We start from the raw sequence: 18,499 nt of genomic DNA on the forward strand, positions 1-18,499 counted from the left end.
CGGCGATCAACGCCCTCCAAGTTCAGTACGGCGATCAAGGTAGATGGCCTGCTCCACCGGGGCGTCGAATCCGGTCAAGAGCATCCGCATCACACAGAGGATCGCCAGATTGCTGCGTTTGTCTTTGTCCTTATGCTCGAAGGGTTTCTTGAAGTCGGCGATATGGGTTTCAATGGTGTTGGGGTCGGTCCACCGGTCCCAATCCGCGCTTTGGTTGTGCCTCTTTGAAATGACGGCGGCAAATTCCAGCGCTTTGACACGTTCCAGGTCCTTATATGCCGCCAACATGGCCTGTTCACGGGCCTTGATGCCGGGATCGTTATCCACGGCCTCACGCAGCGCGCCATTGCCGGCGGCATCGGGCTCAAAATCAGCATACCGTTCATCGCGATCCACAAAAAGACGGGTCACGTCAAGCCCATGTGCCTCGAACAGCGGCCGGAGTTCGTCCACCTCAGCCCTGGGAACCCCGCCAACCAGATGAGCGCGCACGTCCTGGGCTTCCGGCGGCGGCGAGTTGTCGGCGTAGCGGCGGATGTTGAGGTTGAAGTCCTCTTCCATAAGCTGCTGAATCGTCACAACGCTGGAATAACCGGGGATGGTTTCAAAGTGTTGAAAGGTCTGGACGATCTTTTCGGCATGCTCGGCCCGCAGATAGTTCTGGGCGCGGCCTTCCTCGTAATCTCGGTCGGCATTGATGAAAAGAATCTTTCCTTTGCGCGCGGCGGGTTTATCCCCCTCGCGCCGCATGACCAGGATGCAGGCTGGAATGCCGGTACCGAAGAAGAGATTGGCCCCTAGCCCGATAATCGCCTCGATGTGGTCTTTTTCGATCAGTTTGCGGCGAATCTCGTATTCACCACCGCCCCGGAAGAGGACCCCGTGGGGCATGACCGTGGCCATGATGCCGCCGGGCCGGAGCGAGGCCAGCATGTGCAGGGCAAAGAGAAAGTCGGCCTTCTTTTTCTCGGGCGGAAAACCATACGCGGAAAAGCGCTCCTGATGACTGAGCTGCTTCTTTTCGTAGGGCATGCTGAAGGGCGGATTGGAGAGGATCCGATCAAAACGCATCAACTCCCCGCCTTCCTGATGCTGGGGGGCGGTGAGGGTATCATCGTTTTCGATGAAGACTCGCTCGAAAACCCCGTGCAGGATAAGGTTCATCTTACAGATCGCCCAAGCCGAACCTTCGTTGTCCTGCCCGTACAGGGAGAGGTTGTCGGCATTGCCGCCATGTTGGCCCACATGCTGCCGGGCATAGATGAGCATGCCGCCGGAACCGCAGCAGGGGTCATAGATGCGCATGCCTTCCCTGGGATCGACCAGGCGCACCATAAGGCTGACCACATCGCGGGGGGTATAGAACTCGCCCCCCTTTTTGCCGGCCGACTCGGCAAACATGTAGACCAGGTATTCGTAGGTCGAGCCGAGCAGATCCCGATGCTCGAAATCCTCATTGCGCATCCGATGCTTGCGGAAATGGGTGATGAGCTGCCGCAGTTTCGGGTCCGCAATCGGTTTCTTGCCGATCAGACGGGTGAAATCGATCTGTTCCAGAACGCCGGACAGGACCGGGTTGTTTTCGGAAATAGCGGAGAGCGCCTTGTTCAGCGTATCGCCAATATTCTGGTGGGCCGTTTCGTCCAGGGTGCGGAACCGGGCCTGGGACGGCACAAGAAGCTTTTCATAGAGGTTATGGTCCTCGGCCAGTTCTTCGGCCTCCTGTTGGCCGGTGCCCCTCGCCACCTCTTCACGGATGATCTTTTCCCGCTCTTCCTCAAAGACGTCCGAACAGCGCTTGAGAAAAAGCATTCCAAAAATAAAATCCTTGTATTGAGAAGCGTCCATCTTGCCGCGCAGGATGTCCGCGGCGGCATAGAGATGGCGCTTGAGTTTCGGTAGGGTCAATCTGGCGATATATGCATTTTCCCCGCTGGTTATTCGAGGGCCTGAATTCCATCGCCCATCTGTCTTTCAACATACCGCCGCACCAAGCCTATGTACCAGGCCAAGGCTTCGATGCGTAACATCACTGTGGCAAGGCGCTGTTGGCTGTCATTCACCCAATGCGGCGCGCAGCCAGCTGCTCTCGTCTCCACCCAATCGCGACTCCGTTACGCCCATCAGACTACTTGCCATCCGTCTGCTTCGATCTCCGCTGCTCTTATCAGCCAACGTTTAGGCCCCCAACGCCGGTCATCACCGGCACGCAGCCACGCCGGCAACAAACTACAGGAAATGCCACCGCATGTGCCCGGTGTGGTTGCGTTTCCGCGTGCATGACCATATTAGGAGGTTGCCTTCCATTTTATGAGCTTGTCTTCCGGCCAATCATTAGCCCAGTCGCTCGCGACTTTATCACCAGCGAAATAAGCCTTCACCAAATCCCAACGTTCAAGAGTCAAGTCCTGTGCAGTAATGGGTAATAAGTACATGAACCTTGACCAGTCCGGCTTGACGAACTCGGCGACCCAGCGAGAAGGAACAAAAAAGACGCGCGGATTCCATCCCTTGTCGTGTTCTTTGAGGTCAACAAAAGCGTACCAAAACGACCCACGATATTTTCCAATTACGCTCGCACCAACATCCCACTCATATCCTTCGCTTCCATAACGGTTTCGGCGATATGCATTACGGGATGTCTTTACCTGAAATGAAAGACTGTGCCTGCCGTCAGGAGAGGAGGCCAAGACGTCAACGCTCGGAGCATTGTCGAGGGTAAGACTTGCATTGATTTCACGAACAGCCAATCCATATGAAAGGTAGAACTGACCTGCCGCTCCAATAAACTGCGATTTCCCTGTAGCCATCATCACCTCCTAACGGCAGGTATCACCCGCGCCGAGGAATGTCCAGGATGTTGAAATAGCAGCAACTTCCTCATGCAGAACACGTGGTTCGGCGTCGGATGCATGCCTTTGTTCGGCCTCTTTTTGTTCCTCCAGTGGCATAAAGGTCGACCCACAATGGGATGCCGAGCTATCAAAGTGCCCCCATCGAGGCAGGCTTGACTTCCAGTGCATCGCTACTCTCATTCATTAACACCCCGCAGAACATGTTGACGCGAATGATTTGAAAGCAGCGGTAAAACGGGAGCAGAGACAGTTGTCATAGGGCCTCCCGCAGGTCGATGACACAAAGATCGAGCTTGTTGAGTTCGTCTGCTTTGATGGCAACATCCGTCGGAATGCAGAGGAAAAGACGATCGCGGGCGCGGCTTAAGGCAACGTAGGTGAGGCGTTTCTCCTCATCTGCCGGGGCCGACGAGGGATGCGTGATATGCCGGACACGGGCGGCATCCTCGAAGTACACAGCGATGTTGTCCCCCTCGCTCCCTTTCGCCTTGTGAATGGTCCGCACATGACGCACCTCTTCCTGCAAACGAACCGATTCTGAGAGGTGCGCGTACGGCGTGGCCTCTGCGAACGTCTTGAACTTCCCAGCCCTTGCAGCGGGCAGGGTCACCGCCGGATACACGGCCGTGATGCAGGTTCCGCAGCGGACGTACGCCTCGAGCAACGTGCTGGCGAAGATAGTGGCGTGGTTGGTCAGGAACTCCTGCAGTACGGTGACGGCGATTCCCTTCCGGTGGACGTCGCTCAGGTCCGTGTCACACTTGAGCGGCTTTCTCACTCGCCCTCTCCGTCCGATGATTCGAATCATTTCTCGATGGGCGAGCGCGTACTGGCCGCGACTCGCGAGTTCCGTCGCGCCAATGACGTGCTCCATGAAACGGGCGCGTTCGGCATCCGCATCGTAGAAAGACTCCCACGGCTCCACGGTTCCGGGCGCGAGGGCGGATCGCACGCGGTGGGCGTCCTTGTTCTTCCGCGTCAGCACGTGGAGGATGGCATCCGGCGGCAGGTCGGCACGAATGGCCGCGAGACTGCGGTCGAGGTCACCGATGCACACCGTCACCGGTTGCCCGTCCAGTTCACGGAAGCAATGTTGCCGTAGGCCGTCCGACCGCACATGGTCGAGGATCGAGATGATCCGGCGCGTGCTGCGGCGGTTGTGACGCATGGTCACGTCGAGGAAATCGGGCAGCGAGAACGACAGGAAATGCTGCGGGTGGGCGTCGAGGAAACCGTAGATGGACTGTTCAGCATCACCGATGACCCCGACCACCGTCCCTGCGTCGGCGAGCCACTGTACAACATTGGTCTGGATGGGAAGCGTATCCTGAAATTCGTCGATGAACAGGTAGCGGTAGCGGGCACTCAGGCATTGACAGACGAGTGGGTGCTCTTCGAAGATGCGGTGCGCGAAGTAGAGGATGTCCTCGTGATCGACGATGCCCAGCCTCCAGTATCGGCGTTTGTAGTCGATGAGGTTTGCGCTCGTGCTGATGGCATTGAGCATATTCCCCATGCGATCGAGCGTTCGCGGCCCAAGCGTCCAGTTGCCGTCCCCCGAACGCCGCCACACCAACTGACACAGCTTGTCCTTGAGAATATCTCGCTGCACCTCGAAGGTTCGCTGTAGAATCTTAGCCTGCCCAATGCTTCTCAGCCATTCGTCGAAGATGGCGTAGGACGGGTGGTGTTCATCGTGACCGTCGACGGATGCGAACGCGACGAGGGGCTGGCCGTCACCATCCCGCAGCAGGTGGAGGTACGGCCGGACAACATTGCGGTAGAGGAAGCTGTGAATAGTGGAGACATCCACCTGAGTGGCGGCCGAACTGAGCCGAGTGACAATCTCATTCACGGCAACATTCGTGTACGAGATGCACGCAACGCGGGACGCGGGAGAGAGCCGCTTAGACCTTGCAACGACGTGCTTTATGTGGTTCACTAGCCAGTGGGTCTTACCGGCCCCCGGCCCAGCCACGACGCGGAAATGGCGTTCGATGTCGGTGAGGGGCGTGCCGGAATCGATTTCCAGTTTCTCAGGCACGAGGAGCCTCCGTCATATCGAACACGCAGGTCCACTGGATTGCGTCTTTGATGTAATCCGGACATACAAACGGCTCGCGGTCTGCCTCCGGCTTCGAGGCGTTCTCGCGGAGCTGCCGTTCCAGCACGAGAGCATGTTCCCCCTTGGCATCCTCAGCGCAGAGCAGGTAGCAAGTGGCAAACCGGTGCGTCGCAGCGTCCGGACGAGCTGCCAGCGCATCGAGAGTATCGGATCCGTCCCCGGCGAGCAGAGATTGGAGGGACATCGGCACCGTCTCCGGGGTCTCCGCCAAGGCGCGAAGATCCGACTCATGCTCGCAAGACGGTGTGATAAGGAGGGAGAGTTGTGCGTTCGCCAGGGCCAGGTCGTACTCCAGGGTCTTGCTGCCGACGCAGATCTTGATGTTCCCAGGCGATCGGTCTCGCATGGTCTGCAGATTGGCGACGACGCCGGACACAGGAAAGTACTCGTAGGTGGCGCAGTCGCGGTCCAGGGCGTACGGCCAGCATTTCTGACGCCGCGCGTCCTTGATCTTAGCCTTGCGGGCCGGATCGGCATCGACCGTGCACGCGACGGGGCGACGTAGCGCATAGCGTCGGAGAGGTTCGTCGTCACCCGCGCCGAAGAGCGGCAGAAAGTGCTTGAAGGTCACGCCTCCCACGGCAATAACCGCGACGTGGTGAGTTTCGATGGGACGGCCGATGCATTGGGAAAGACAGGGAACGAGCAGTTGTTCCGCGATCCCTTCCACGAAGATGACGCCCTTCGCGAAAAGCATGTTGGATTTGGTGGCATCCAGGTACCTTTCGACGTAGTTGCGGGACGCTTTGCCTCCCAGGCTCTCGCCGAAGACGCGGGCGGGATAGGCGACGTGGACACCGCCATCGGCTTCGGAGAGGCCCAAGCAGATGATGGGTTCAAGTCCCGCGGCAGCGGTGATGTGCGTCGAATGGGTCGTGAGGAATACCTGCCGACTGGTCTTCTCAGGGGAGAGCCGTTTCTGGATGTACTTAAGCAGCTTGTACTGGAGGGACGGATGCAGGTGCGCTTCCGGCTCCTCGATGATGAGCATGGGGAAGAGGACTGCATTCTGGCCCCGCCGGGGCACAGACGCTTTGAACTGCAGACTGGCCAAGAGCAGGGAGATGTACACCAGGTTGTTGTATCCGAGACCGTTGTGGGTTGCGGGGACCGTGAACGGCGCACGGTCGATGTAGAGACGTAGAGCGGCAATGAAGTCGTCTTCGTCGATGGCATCGCGCAGGATGGGGGCTCCGCCATCAGCCGCTCCCGTGTCCTTAGCGAGCTGGAAGAGTGCATCGAGATTCATGCGGCCCGTTAGGTTAGAACGGGCATCTTGCGTAAGGGTGCGGAAATGGCGACGGCGCTTGAGAGTCTCGGCCTCGTCCGCATCATGGTCGAGCACCTGTCGCAGCATCGTGCGCAGCAGGGGATTCGTACCTGCAAACAGTTCGGATTCGACGTCACGGATCGCATCGACGGTGTGGCAGTCGAACTTCGCCAAGGCGTCGGGCTCGGCCACGAGCCGGTTCTCCGGGAGTCCGGCGAAGATGCGGGCGACGTACTTGGGTATGAACTGCTCTACGACGCTGAAGAATCGGTCGCGGTCGGGTGCCACCCCGCACGCTGCGGTGAATGCCGGAACCTCTTCGTCGGGAAGGAAGAATTCGTAGGTGAGCTGAGCTTCCCAGGGGGCGTCCAATTTGGTGAGCCAGGTTGCCACGAGGGCCTTGTCGTCAATGGTATCGGCCGTTGACGATCGCAGGGTCGCGGCGATGGAGATCTTTGGGGCTTTCGTGAAGTCGGCGATGCCCTGGTAGAAATCGGGGAGATCGGGATGCTGACGGCCGGAGCGGTCGAACACTAGCCGCAGCGCGCGTAGAAGGGCTGTCTTGCCCGCGTTGTTCTCCCCCAGGATCACGTTGATCCCCGGTTGGAAGTCGACCGTCGTTTGGCGGAAGCAGCGGAGATTGGTGATGGCGAGCTTGGCGATGTACATATATATCCTCCATTGAGCGGGGCACCATGGATGGTTACGGCTCGACGTCGATACGAGCGACGCATCCGGCGTCTCGTCTGGGCAGTACCGCGCAAGTAAACATGCCCGTCAGGAAGTCCGAACCTGCGGCTTTGCCGCATTAGGCGGAACGGACAAATCGACAGTAGTAATGCTTCTTAATTCGTTGTCCACCGGCCTTGTTTGTGCCGAACAAAGAATTCACCGGCGCGGCCTGGCCAGCGGGATACCCAGCTTGCAAAGACCGGAGGCCGGGAAACGGGGCGAAAACAAGCCTGATATACTGCCGCGTCCGGTGCAATGACTCGTTCGCTGTTTCATTTGATGAAGTATCCCGCTGCCCTCCATTCGTCGTCTTTGTCGAGCATGAGCGTTACCGTCTCGATGGCCGATTTCTTTTGCTCAAAAACTGTCTTAAAGGTCATAACGACATACTTGCCGTCCGCCGCACCGGGCAGACTGCTCGATTCCTCCATCTTCACTATCTCTCGATCCACCAACTTTCCGAGCGACTTACGGACTGGCTCCAAAGAGGCTACCCAGTTTTGTTCAGATACGGCTCCTCGAAAGTAGAAAGACGCTTCTTTCCAGCTTTCCGCATACTTCCCATCATCTATGAGATGAAGCCAAACCTCGGCAGCGGAAACCTGCTTTTTCTCTGCATTTGATTCTGCCCACACCGAAGACAAGCCAGAGCAGATAAGCAGTATTGCCATGGATACAGCGCACACAGTTTTCATAGGGTCTTCTCGTCTCCTTCTCATTTTCCTGAAGCGAAAATAAGCATCAGCGGCGGCTCTAAGCCGTCCGCCAGGATGCATTCGTTAGATGTTTTTTTTAAATTTCTAAATAAATTCAACAAAACCTGGTAACGAAACATGATTAAAATATTTATTGTTAATATCAAAAAGAAGTAACATAGGATCACAATCTTTTAGAACATCAGGAAAGACTGGTTTTCCTTTATTGCCTGCCATAATAGCTTTATCCCTCCAATGGGCAGAATATGACAATTGATTGAAGTTGAATCTATTTCCATGTGCACATCCATTCCTTACATGCCTAAAAAATTGAATTTCTGGTTCTTTTGATATATTTTTGAAATTGGATGTTCCGGTGAGAATCGCCCACATTGAAATCAAGAACATTGAATTTACATGGAAGAAACCTTGCTTTAAAGATTGAACATTTGTGAGTCCTTCTTTCTTAAAACCAGCAATTATTCCCTTTGTTGGTATGCATAAATCTTGTTTTTGATTCTTTACAACGTAAGATGAAGACACCTGTACTCCGGGGATTATTTTCAATATGGGTTCATGTAAATTTGGATGTCTTACGCACATCATTGCAAAGATCAACTCAATATAAGTATCGAAGTGTTCAATGGTTAAATATTCTTCATTTTTCATTTTTATTATAGCACTCGATCATCTAACTGAAAATTAAGCGGGCGAGGCTGTTTGTGCTCCGCTTGAATGCCGGGTTAGATTTGATTGTCGTATTTTGCTCATCGCGGCGGAGACATCGCGAACGATTGCCTTGGCCTGCGCAGAGGTAACTTCGCCGCGGGTATGAGCGATTTGGTTTCGTACTCGGGCATACGCTTTGATTTGTTGAAATTCATTAGGTGAAATAACCTCTTTTGACCTTGCATAATCAAGCAACATTCAATGTCATTGACTTAAGCTATGGGCTTGTAGGCCATGGCGGCAATTTTCAGTTTCGGCCCTCTCTTTCTGGGATTCTTCCGGCCTGGTCGGATAATCGATAAAGACTTACCCAGGAGCGAGAGGAGGCTTCGAAGGATTTTGGTGATGTGTCGCCGAGCAAGGAGGAGCACGACGTTGTTTTTCATAGACGAAAGCGCATAGGTGAAGTTGACCTGGTACCTGAGTCGTTCGGGATGCTTTTTGGCCTGCTCCTCAATAAGATCTTGAACTGGATGAACGATCATGGCAGTCAGATTGGCTGTCAAAACTCTCGCGTGGAAATCCTGGAGGACAGCGAGCGGAGATTTCCCCGAAAAGTTCTCGATTTCGATCCGGCATTTCAAATGGCTGTAAACGGTTTCCACAGACCAGCGCTTGGTGTAGAGCTCTTTGAGCTCAGCCAAAGGAAACTGGCGTTTGTCAAGGAGGGAAGTCAACAGAACGACCTTTACCCTGTTTTTCAATGTAAACCGGAGGACGCGAACTTTCAGGGGGTTGGTGCTCAAGTTCCTCTCTTGGCAGGATTTTATGGCGACGGGCGACGGTTTAAGGGTGACGATAGCCTGGCGCTTTCCGGAGCGGAGGAATTCTTTGACAAGAACTGAATCCTTTTTCATCCGACAAAGGAATTGAGAACCCCGGTTGAGGATCAGGGCAAAAAGCCAGTATGCGGGGTATCCCCGGTCCAGAAGAAGAAGGTCGCCTTCACCGGTATTCTGCACGTGTTTAGCGGCTAATGAGCGTTCACCTTCCCCTTTAGGAACCATGAGTGCATGAACGGTGATGCGGTTCAAAACGTCGTAGAGCAACGAAACCCTGGCCAAAGGGCACATTTTCCGGGTTTTGGCGGGATGCCAAACGCCAAAGAACTTTCTGGTCTCATCGTTGTCAGGGACACGCAAGGTAGATCCGTCGACAGCCAGTAGACGAAATCCCATCCAGCGCCGAACAGGGAAGGACTGATAAAAGAAGGAGAGCAGTCTCTGATTCAGATCAACAAAAGCCTCGAAAGAAATTTTGCGTCTGGCTCGACAAAACGCGCTAGCGGTAACCTTTCTTTCGGAGCGATCGGAAAATAGAAAAAGTTGAAAAAACCCGTCAAGTTCCTTTTGTAAGGAGCAGCGGACAAAATTCATGAGGAAAAGTATCATGGTGCTGAAGGGGAGTTTACGATTGCGGGAAAAATATTTTTCAGACAAACGATGTCGGTGAAAAAATTCAGGAGAATGAAGATATTTATTGAGAAATCCGACAAGTTTGGCACAAATTCTGGAAAGCACCTTCTGTGCCAACCGCAGTGTTTTCATTAAATTTTTCTGTACACATATGTCGCCTCCTTGAAAAGTAATATTCGACCGCTTTTCTACTGAGGGGATAATAGCATAACATATTATATTTGCAAGCAAAAACATCGGCAGTGTTCTCTTAAGTCAATGACATTGAAGCAACATTATCAGAGAGGAACGCGCCGAGAAAGCTTCTAAACTGGATGATTCAAAGAACTGCCGAAGTTCGTATTCAAGGAGCGAGAAAGCTGCGATAACAGCGGCACGGTATTCCTTCTTCGCCACGAGGCGACTCGGTTCGTCTTCGAGGGCTGGGGAAATTCTAGAAAACGCTTCAGCAAAGGCAGATTCGATCAGCTTAATAAAACCGGGCGACTCATCATCCATCGACTGCGGTTTTCGAATCACAAGATGTTTAGCGATATCAAAAGGGATACTCGCTTGATCTTCAGCGATTAAGATTATTGGCTTAGCCATGCCCTCCTTTGATAGAACCATACCAACTTCAAGCATAGTGTTTGGCGAGCTTATGTCCGCAACAACGACCGCCGACCTCTCGATTAGTGCGTATACTTTTGCCATGATGTTGTCGCCAGGTGCGACAACATCTGCCGCCATAATCGGACTGAAACCATAACGTTCCGCGACAGGGTAAATGCGGGACTTGTAAACGGCCGCATACCTGGTGGGAACAGAGAAAAAAGCAAGACGACTTTGAGCGCTTGAAGGAAGGGTCAGTTCTGCCTGTGATTCTGGCTCAGTGGCTGTGCTCAGAGAAATGACCTTCGAAGACCAATATTCGAGTAGTTCCCGGAAGACGATTTCAAGGATTTCTCCGTAAGAACGTGTTGAAGTCTTTGGCAGGTTTATTACTTTGACTCCTCGTCGCTCATAGCGAGCGACGGTATGGGGTGCCGCACCGACTTGTAGTACGTACGCCGGGCGGCGCAGTGCGCCAAGGCGTTCCTTGGCGACTTGCCATATCTGTCGAAAATCGGGATCGTCTAAGCTGTAGCCGATAAATAATGCAGTATGGTCGATAAGCAAACTTGAAAGATGCGTAGCAAGTAATGGAAAACTCGTCAGGAATGCATCGTAGTCCTCTTCTGTAACGACAAGTCGGTTTGGGTGATGCAGATCACCATGGAGTTTAAGAAGTCTGACGCCTGCTTGGGAGTCTCCAACGGCCAGTTGCTCTTCAGAGATGATCGGAATGCAGTACTTACTAATGCGGGCATACCCCTGCTCCAGTAGAAAGTCAAAGTTGGTAGTTACCACACGCTCAAAAGGCAATCTACAGAACTCTTGTCGTCTTTCACAATAATCTGACGTTTTTTTTCTGATTATCCTGGACGATTGGTGGTGATTTTCGGGGTAATTTGGACAGACTTGTTTTGGATGATGGTCTTGGCCTTGGCGATGGTTCTATTGATATAGGCATTTTTTCTCCGTTCGCCCTGGTGATGATCCCAGGAGATCCGTTGCTCGATGAGGAGGGAGCGGATGGCGTGTTCGGAGTACCCGCGTCTGAGGAGGGCGAGGACGTAGGCGAAGTCGGTTTCGGATTCGGTAGCGCGCAGATATCTGGAGCGAGATGGAGGGGAAGAAAGACACACCGCCCCCCCTGGGGGTGGAGGGGGAAAGGGTTGAGGGGAAGACGGAGTCATTGCCTGGAAGAGATGCTGCGGGATGATGGCCGAGGAGTTGTAGTCGACCCAGATGAGGCGAGAGAGTGGATATTGCCCGTCGGGGGTCCGATGGCAGGGTTTGCGGTTGCGGAAGCCGGGGCACCTGCCGAAACGGTTGTTGGGATCGGCGGCCGGATCGCTGTGAAGCATGCGCAGGAGGATGCGTTTGTGCTGGAGGTGCAACGGGCGCGAAGAACGGATCCAGACCTGGAAGTTGTGAGGGGAGGTCTCGACGACCATGCGACCGGGCCTCCAGGTGTTGTCAGGTTGGCGATGGTGACGGCAAACCCTCTCCCAGGACAGATCATCGGCCAGGAGATAGCGGGATTGTTCAAGGGGTTGAAGGAGGATGTGGCAGCCTGAGGCGTTGAGGGCCTTGAGATAAGGGATATGGTCGGGATGGGGCTGGACGATCCAGCGTCCTTTTTCCGGATGGAGAACCGCCAGGTGCCATTTTTGGCGAAAGAAGCGGTGGAGTTTTCTAAGCACAGCGTCCATGGGGGTGAAGAGGGGGGCTGGCCGATGACCAGCCCCGGCTTTGAGGATCAGAGGAGTTCGGTTGCGGCGACACGGACGTGTTCGGCGGCGACCTGCTGGATCTTTTCTGCGGCCGCAGCGATGAGGGCACCGCGGGCGAGATGGTTAGCCCGCCTGAGGATGCCGCCCGAGCCCTGGTGGATGGCGGTCAGGGCCTGCTCGGAGAAAAGGGGGCGGGGGATGCCGGTGATCTTGAGGTGGTGCAGGAGATAGGTACCGAGGGTCTCCCGGTCGATCCCCTGGAGATGATAGCGGGCGATGATGCGGGAAGAGAGGGGAAGCGAGGTACGATAGGTCAGCAGATCGGCCAGATGGTTCTGGCCGACGAGGATCATGGGCAAATAGGGTTTGGAGTCGGCTTCGAACTGAAGGAGAGTATGGACCTCGGCCAGGACCTCGAGGCGCAGGAGTGAAGCCTCGTCGATGACAAGCACCGGGGTCTGCTTGCGGCTGAGGACGAGATCGAGGACCTGCCTGCGGATGATGCGCAGGAGGGTGGCGCGGGAAGAGCCCTGCAAATCGCAGTCGAGGGCGGAGCAAAGCTGGCGATACAACTCGAGGATGGAGCCAGAAGTTGCCGTCACCCAGATGGGGCGATACTCGGAGGGGTGAAGACGGCTGATGGCCCAGCGCAGGGCCGTGGACTTGCCCGCACCGACCTCACCGGTCACCAGTGCGACAGCGCCCAGGCGCAGGGTGTAATCGAAGCGCTCGGCGACGGCCACCACTTCGGCGGTCTGAAGGATCTGATCGAGCTCGAGTTCGGAGCCGAACGGTTCACGAGTAAAGCCGAAAAAGTTGAGATAATGGGGTTTCATCGGGGCTCCTTTGCGAGAGAAAAGGGTAACCGGCCGGATGGGACGGATTTTGGAGGAGCGCTGTCTATGACGAGGTCTTGGGAGCGGGACCGGCGCACTCGGCAGTTGACGTGCAGATCCAGAGGGGTGAGGAACCCGTAGGAGAGGTTGTCCAGGTGCACTTCAACCCGGGTGGGATCATGGTCGTGGTAAAGGAGCGTGACCTGTTTTCCGATGAGGGGAACAGGCGCCTCATAGACCTTGCCATTCAGGGCGATGGTGCGGTCGTTGGCGACCTTTCGCCTGGCACGCTTACGGAAGAAGTCCTCGAGGTTTCTGGGGGCGGGGCGGATGCACTCCATTTTTTCGGCAAAGCGCTGGATGGGACTTTGACCCGTGGATCCGTGGGGACGTTGATGGTAGACGGAGTGGATCCACTCTTCGAGCTTTTCATTGAGGCCCCTGAGATCGAGGTTGGAGCTGAGTGTGGGGAGGAACTGTTTCTGCACGGTGAGGAACCAACGCTCTATTTTGCCCCGACCCTGGGGTTTGTAAGGCCGGGAGTGAACCAGCGCGATGCCGAGGCTGGCGGTGGTTTCCTGGAGGAGTTTGGAGCGGAAGGCGCTGCCGTTGTCGGTGTAGAGTTTGCGTGGCAGGCCGCGCTTGAGGAGCGCTGAGCGCAAGGCGTCGAGGTAGCATTCGAGGTTTTCGCTGAAGTAGAAGGCAGCGTGGGGGATCAGTCGGCTCATGTCGTCGAGGAAAGCGAAGAGGTACGTTTTCCGCCGCTTTTCCCCATCGAGGATCATGGGACCGTGCATGGCATCGGCCTGCCAAATGTCGTTGGGGGATTCGGCCTCGAACTTTCTCCGATCGACCGGTGCGGACTGATCGAGGTGCAAGAGGTTCTCCTTTTTAAGGAAGCGGTACAATGAAGAGTAGCTCGGCAGCTCGTCCGACCTCAAAAGCTTGCGGTTTTCAAGTTCCGAGAGAAGAACCATGAGGGTGCAGCGGGGCATCCGCCTGCGCAGCGTGACGATGACGGCAGCGGCCTCATCGTGGATGCTGCGGGGCATGCCCCGGTCGCTTCTGGATTGAGGGTAAAGGGCTTCGAGCCTCTGCCGGCCTTCCCGATACGCCTTGATCCAGGAAAGGATCGTGGTGCGGGCAAGCCGGGTACGCTCTGAGTGGGGGATCTGCCACTGTCGGGAACACTTCTCATTGAGCAACCGCTCTTTCTCTCCCCGGGTCAATTTTTGGCAGAAAAAGTCGCTGATCACCCCGAACCGGAAAACGGCGATGTCTTTTTGTTGCTGTTCGTCCATGTGTGGGACCTCCTTTGTGGTGGTTTTGCGTCTGGATACTCCACCTCCCGAGGGCTGGTAAAGGGCAGCCTTCGGTGGGGCCCCACAAAAGAAGCACTCCTTTCACATTGGATGGAGTGGCTGACCGGGCAGATCCCCACGGCGTGAAGCAGTTCGAATGCGTCCGGGAGCTGTCCCGACCACGACAGGCCGAGATGCAGTTTCGTCTGCTCGATCAAGCTGTTCAGCCAGTGGCGCTGGCGGGATGGCGAAAGGCCCGGGAGCCAGCCGCGGCCAGACAAGCGGTTGGCAATACTCGATTGGATGGTTTCGATAGAAGATTGGAAACGAGAGAAGTATCCTTCGGGGCGGAGCCGGACCACACACCCGCAAGCCGGGCAGCGGTACCTCGGAATCTCGGCAGGTTCCCCGTACCCGTCAAAACAGGCGGTGGTATACCCATGCCCCCACAGCTTCCCTTCGCATTTGGGGCAGGATGGCGGCCTGGGCCAGAGATATTTTCGGCCCAGCCTGAAAAGGCTCTTGACGCATACCTCGACAAATACTATCAATAGAGTACGGGTTGTGAGTTTTACTCACATGTTTTTCGGGGTAAAGGGTGCTGCTACATCCTTTACCCCAATTGTTTTCTATGCCCGCTTTCGCCCTATTCCCAAAGCCAGAATAATTCGACATCCGACCCCCTCTAGTCAAGCGTTTGTGAAAAATACGGCCCCTTCCCGACAGCATATTCTGCCAACCAACAACTCTTCATGCGGTTTGGCAGGCTGAATAGTCGTGATCAGAAGCGCCGACGAGAGTAACTCAACAAGTTTCACTCGTGTGAATTCATGTGAGTAAGCGGACAAGGCTTCTATGGCTGTTGTGTATTGGTATTCCGGTAAAGTTGACGCAACCTTCTTGCCAAGCCCGTCCCAGTCGAGCATCTTCTTGCCCCTTGGAATCTTCGCGTTGAGCGAGAAGCCAGCCCCAATAAATGGAAGGCACCGCCCTTGAACAATGTCTTCGAGGAACGGTTCTAAAAAATAATTTAAGTAATCAGTCAACTTGAACCTCTTGCGAATCTAACGCCCGGCATGAGAGGCGCGCGGTTTTTTGCGCGTCCTGCTCAATGCCGATGTTATGCAATTATCTATTCTTCAAGTACTGTTCAATCGCATGCTTATGATTGGCTACGTAATTACAGCTGGGTTCTCTGCCGCACTTATGACATTTTAAATCGTAGGTCGAGTTGATCGTTCCACATCGTGGGCATACGTAGTTTTCCCTGACCTCTTTGAGCCATTGTCTATAGCCAACAGACTTGATCCGATCGAGATTGACCCAAAGCTCGATCCGATGAGGCATAGCAGATTGAAACTGCTTCAGGTCATCGCAGGGATATTCTTCACATTCGCTGCAAAAATCGATGCCTCGTTCTGCAGCGCAAGCGAACATTCTGCACTTCGCACAGTATGGTAACCTCTTCCCTGACCGGCATCCATAACACTTGCTCTCCTCCACCGACCAATTTTGTTGAGCCGCAAGCCTTTCGAGCCTTTCAGGGTCTTCATTGGTGGAAATAAACCATGAGCACGCTCCACAGTAAAGGCCACAAACAGCAGCCAGATTTTTGTCCAAAATGTTCCTAACTTCCCTTTGCATGACGACCCTCATACTCATTTACTGATGCATGTCTTTGTTCTTTCGCTGCATAACGCTGCTAATCAGCCGCGCGGTTTTTTGCGTCGGCTGAATTAGCCTTGTTCGACATTCTCCCAATTCTTCGGTATTCGGCCCAAAGAGACTGGTGTAGCAACACTCTTGTCCAAGTTGGGATAGGGTTCCAGCGATGGAGGCGTGCCGATTGCTTTCCTTGCTCCAGTCGTACGTGAACAAGAACCGCAAAACTCCTTCCACCGTATGCACGGCCAAGCATCGCTGCGTTCTTTCGAAGAAAGTAGGCAGCCGCTTCTGTCCCCAATGATCCTATCCCCATTACTACGAAGCACCAAGCGCCTGTGGGCGGATACTTTGTTTTTAGAATCAGGCCGTAATCATCATGATTTATAGCAGAAAAAATTTCGTTCGAATCGGTAAGTCTGAAGCCTATAGTATCCGTTTCCTGGATTTTATATTGAACTATCTCAACAAGTCGAGGCTCGCATGAAGAAAAAATAGCATTAGATTTATTGCTCCCACCTATTACGAATAGATGTTGATCCCACACGTCCCAGTCAGCATCAGCGGAGAGATAGTTAACTCCAGCTTGGCGACCAACCTGACCTAGCAGGTGCATGATATCGGCTGCAGCCCCCATCTGAGCGGTACCGACGACATAAGGAATATTCGGATGAGTACTAGGTTTTTTTTGCGTATGCGGAGGAAAATAATTAGGCTCGTCAGATAAGTAGGTTCTGTCTTTTGAGTATAGACGTTTCGAAAAAAATGCTACTGGCTCATTCCTGCATATAGGTCCCAAAAGTCGTCGAATAGCCGATAAACGTCTAAGTATTCTATAGGCATGAACAAGAAATGACATTGTCCCTGCAAAAACTGCCGAAACAATAGCCGCCAAAATTGCAGATTCCCACATTTCCTTTGTTAGTGCCATACATCCTCTTGTCGAACTTTATATTCGACGTCTCAATTGAAGCCGCGAAAAACCTCGATTTGGCTGCCTATTGGATTTAGGTGGCTGATGTGTCGTATAAACCGATCCTGAGGGGATCTAGGCTTCAAATTTGACGCAATCGGATCTTGATATTCACAAGTGATAGCTGTATAAATAACTGTAAGTTTTTTGAGTGCGGCAAGATTCAGAGCATTGCCCCCACCTCGGATCGCCATTTCCCGATCGTTCCGCCTTTTCAAGTGCCCCCCGTCCGCCGCGCCGCCAAGTTGATCCACTCGGGTACGTACGAAGGGTGCCGGGCGTCCGCCGCCATCTAAGACCGCCCTACTGAAAGGCCCTTGTCGGAACCCGCGGGTAGACATCCCAGGAGAAATGCCATGGAAAAGCCGAAACTTCTCGACCAGGTCTGGGCTGCGCTTCGTATCCGGCACATGAGCTATCGCACCGAACAGACTTACGTCCATTGGATCAAGTGCTTCATTTTCTTCCACAACCGGAAGCACCCACTGGAAATGGGAGAAGCCCAGGTCAGTGCTTTCCTGAGCTATCTGGCTGTGGAAAAAAGGGCGGCGGCCTCCACCCAGAATCAGGCGCTCTGCGCCATCCTGTTCCTTTACCGCAACGTGCTCAAGAAAGACCTCGGCTGGATCCACGACATCGAACGGGCCAAAAGACCCCGCCGGCTTCCGGTCGTCTTCACACGGGACGAGGTTAGGGCCATTCTCGACCGCCTCGACGGAGTCCTTTGGATCATGGCGGCCCTTCTCTATGGGTCTGGGTTGCGGTTGATGGAATGCCTCCGACTTAGGGTCAAAGACGTCGACTTCACCTATGGCCAGATCACCGTCCGGGACGGTAAGGGGCAGACGGGACTGACCTCGAAAACGGTTTTGGAAGAGTCAATCTCCCCTTCGCACTGGCCAGGAAATACCTCAACGCCCCGCGCGAGTGGGGCTGGCAGTATGTGTTTCCAGCCTCCAAACTGTGCAGAAACCCCAGGACATCCGCTGTCACACGCCATCATCTGCATGAATCTGTCCTGCAGCGCGCTGTCAAAACGCCGATCCGGGAGGCCGGCATCGTTAAACACGGAAGCTGCCATACGTTCAGGCACAGTTTCGCCACCCACCTGCTCGAAAATGGCTACGATATTCGAACAGTCCAGGAATTGCTGAGTCACAAAGATGTCAGCACAACGATGATCTATACGCATGTACTCAGCAAAGGAGGGAAAGCGGCTAAAAGCCCGTTGGATTGAAACACGGTGAGTGTATCGAATTTCCACTACCGTCGGGAATGATGTTCCCTCATGTTTCAGCGCACCTTTTTCTGCGCATAATTGCGGCTTGACTACCGATCGGGCAAATCATCGTAAAAGTCATACCGAATGTCAATCTAATTTCGTTTAGATATTGAACAGAAAGAGCGATTTGAGCTTGAAGGGCATTTTGGACGTCTTACATACGCTGTAAGGGCATGTGCTGGAATTGAAGCAGGCGTGGGAAAGCAGGAGGTGTCTTGATCAGCCCGTTGGGGTGCGCTTCGCCGGCCCTGGAACTCCGGAGGATATTTCCCCCCCCCCGTATCGGTGCCCATGTGGGCGTATACT

The 18,499-nt window shown here is 54.3% G+C and carries 14 protein-coding genes and 1 pseudogene; 1 reads left to right on the top strand and 14 read right to left on the bottom strand.

The features are described from left to right. Positions 1-6: 6 nt before the first annotated feature. The 14 genes from ACZ500_RS13390 to ACZ500_RS13455 all read right to left on the bottom strand — a co-directional run bounded on the left by ACZ500_RS13390 (position 7) and on the right by ACZ500_RS13455 (position 16,869). Positions 7-1,908, bottom strand: a complete 1,902-nt coding sequence (locus tag ACZ500_RS13390) for an N-6 DNA methylase (protein WP_464232962.1) — start codon at positions 1,906-1,908, stop codon at positions 7-9. A gap of 380 nt (positions 1,909-2,288) precedes the next feature. After that, the gene (locus ACZ500_RS13395; RefSeq protein WP_464232963.1) at positions 2,289-2,810 is read right to left on the bottom strand and encodes a hypothetical protein; all 522 of its coding nucleotides are present in this window, start codon (positions 2,808-2,810) and stop codon (positions 2,289-2,291) included. A 298-nt stretch (positions 2,811-3,108) separates the two neighbouring features. Next, the gene (locus ACZ500_RS13400) at positions 3,109-4,899 is read right to left on the bottom strand and encodes a UvrD-helicase domain-containing protein (RefSeq protein WP_464232964.1); all 1,791 of its coding nucleotides are present in this window, start codon (positions 4,897-4,899) and stop codon (positions 3,109-3,111) included. Next, positions 4,892-6,919: an ATP-dependent nuclease gene (locus ACZ500_RS13405; RefSeq protein ID WP_464232965.1), complete on the bottom strand. Its 2,028-nt coding sequence runs from the start codon at positions 6,917-6,919 to the stop codon at positions 4,892-4,894. The genes ACZ500_RS13400 and ACZ500_RS13405 overlap by 8 nt, the downstream gene beginning before the upstream one ends. Before the next feature lie 335 nt (positions 6,920-7,254). Next, positions 7,255-7,677, bottom strand: coding sequence for a DUF4019 domain-containing protein (locus tag ACZ500_RS13410; RefSeq protein WP_464232966.1), 423 nt, complete (start codon positions 7,675-7,677; stop codon positions 7,255-7,257). Between the two features lie 105 nt (positions 7,678-7,782). Then, positions 7,783-8,346 carry a hypothetical protein gene (locus ACZ500_RS13415; protein WP_464232967.1) on the bottom strand — a complete coding sequence of 188 codons (564 nt, stop codon included), beginning with the start codon at positions 8,344-8,346 and terminating at the stop codon, positions 7,783-7,785. 272 nt (positions 8,347-8,618) lie between these two features. Further along, positions 8,619-9,953 (bottom strand): IS4 family transposase, encoded by a 1,335-nt coding sequence (locus ACZ500_RS13420; RefSeq protein ID WP_464232231.1) that lies wholly within the window; start codon positions 9,951-9,953, stop codon positions 8,619-8,621. A gap of 123 nt (positions 9,954-10,076) precedes the next feature. Continuing rightward, positions 10,077-11,225, bottom strand: coding sequence for an SIR2 family protein (locus ACZ500_RS13425; protein WP_464232968.1), 1,149 nt, complete (start codon positions 11,223-11,225; stop codon positions 10,077-10,079). A 50-nt stretch (positions 11,226-11,275) separates the two neighbouring features. Next, positions 11,276-12,118, bottom strand: coding sequence for a DNA-primase RepB domain-containing protein (locus tag ACZ500_RS13430; RefSeq protein ID WP_464231340.1), 843 nt, complete (start codon positions 12,116-12,118; stop codon positions 11,276-11,278). Positions 12,119-12,165: 47 nt separating this feature from the next. Then, positions 12,166-12,975, bottom strand: coding sequence for an ExeA family protein (locus ACZ500_RS13435; RefSeq protein ID WP_464231341.1), 810 nt, complete (start codon positions 12,973-12,975; stop codon positions 12,166-12,168). Continuing rightward, the gene (locus ACZ500_RS13440; protein ID WP_464231342.1) at positions 12,972-14,276 is read right to left on the bottom strand and encodes a DDE-type integrase/transposase/recombinase; all 1,305 of its coding nucleotides are present in this window, start codon (positions 14,274-14,276) and stop codon (positions 12,972-12,974) included. The genes ACZ500_RS13435 and ACZ500_RS13440 overlap by 4 nt, the downstream gene beginning before the upstream one ends. A gap of 689 nt (positions 14,277-14,965) precedes the next feature. After that, the gene (locus ACZ500_RS13445; RefSeq protein ID WP_464232969.1) at positions 14,966-15,322 is read right to left on the bottom strand and encodes a hypothetical protein; all 357 of its coding nucleotides are present in this window, start codon (positions 15,320-15,322) and stop codon (positions 14,966-14,968) included. Between the two features lie 82 nt (positions 15,323-15,404). Then, a complete protein-coding gene (locus ACZ500_RS13450; RefSeq protein ID WP_464232970.1) occupies positions 15,405-15,938 on the bottom strand; it encodes a DUF3795 domain-containing protein in 534 nt (177 codons plus the stop codon). Between the two features lie 40 nt (positions 15,939-15,978). Continuing rightward, on the bottom strand, positions 15,979-16,869 hold the full coding sequence (locus tag ACZ500_RS13455) for a hypothetical protein (RefSeq protein ID WP_464232971.1): 891 nt from the start codon (positions 16,867-16,869) through the stop codon (positions 15,979-15,981). A 398-nt stretch (positions 16,870-17,267) separates the two neighbouring features. Between ACZ500_RS13455 and ACZ500_RS13460 the strand changes: the two are divergent. Beyond that, a pseudogene (locus tag ACZ500_RS13460) lies at positions 17,268-18,148 on the top strand (tyrosine-type recombinase/integrase). The last annotated feature ends 351 nt before the right edge of the window (positions 18,149-18,499 follow it).

This window comes from Desulfatiglans parachlorophenolica, from assembly GCF_055394735.1.

What these genes read in the sequence shown, in the direction of transcription:
- ACZ500_RS13440 (WP_464231342.1), bottom strand. Translation starts at nt 14,276, where the DNA reads ATGGACGAACAGCAACAAAAAGACATCGCCGTTTTCCGGTTCGGGGTG.
- ACZ500_RS13420 (WP_464232231.1), bottom strand. Translation starts at nt 9,953, where the DNA reads ATGAAAACACTGCGGTTGGCACAGAAGGTGCTTTCCAGAATTTGTGCC.
- ACZ500_RS13395 (WP_464232963.1), bottom strand. Translation starts at nt 2,810, where the DNA reads ATGGCTACAGGGAAATCGCAGTTTATTGGAGCGGCAGGTCAGTTCTAC.
- ACZ500_RS13455 (WP_464232971.1), bottom strand. Translation starts at nt 16,869, where the DNA reads ATGGCACTAACAAAGGAAATGTGGGAATCTGCAATTTTGGCGGCTATT.
- ACZ500_RS13405 (WP_464232965.1), bottom strand. Translation starts at nt 6,919, where the DNA reads ATGTACATCGCCAAGCTCGCCATCACCAATCTCCGCTGCTTCCGCCAA.
- ACZ500_RS13415 (WP_464232967.1), bottom strand. Translation starts at nt 8,346, where the DNA reads ATGAAAAATGAAGAATATTTAACCATTGAACACTTCGATACTTATATT.
- ACZ500_RS13430 (WP_464231340.1), bottom strand. Translation starts at nt 12,118, where the DNA reads ATGGACGCTGTGCTTAGAAAACTCCACCGCTTCTTTCGCCAAAAATGG.
- ACZ500_RS13435 (WP_464231341.1), bottom strand. Translation starts at nt 12,975, where the DNA reads ATGAAACCCCATTATCTCAACTTTTTCGGCTTTACTCGTGAACCGTTC.
- ACZ500_RS13450 (WP_464232970.1), bottom strand. Translation starts at nt 15,938, where the DNA reads ATGAGTATGAGGGTCGTCATGCAAAGGGAAGTTAGGAACATTTTGGAC.
- ACZ500_RS13410 (WP_464232966.1), bottom strand. Translation starts at nt 7,677, where the DNA reads ATGAAAACTGTGTGCGCTGTATCCATGGCAATACTGCTTATCTGCTCT.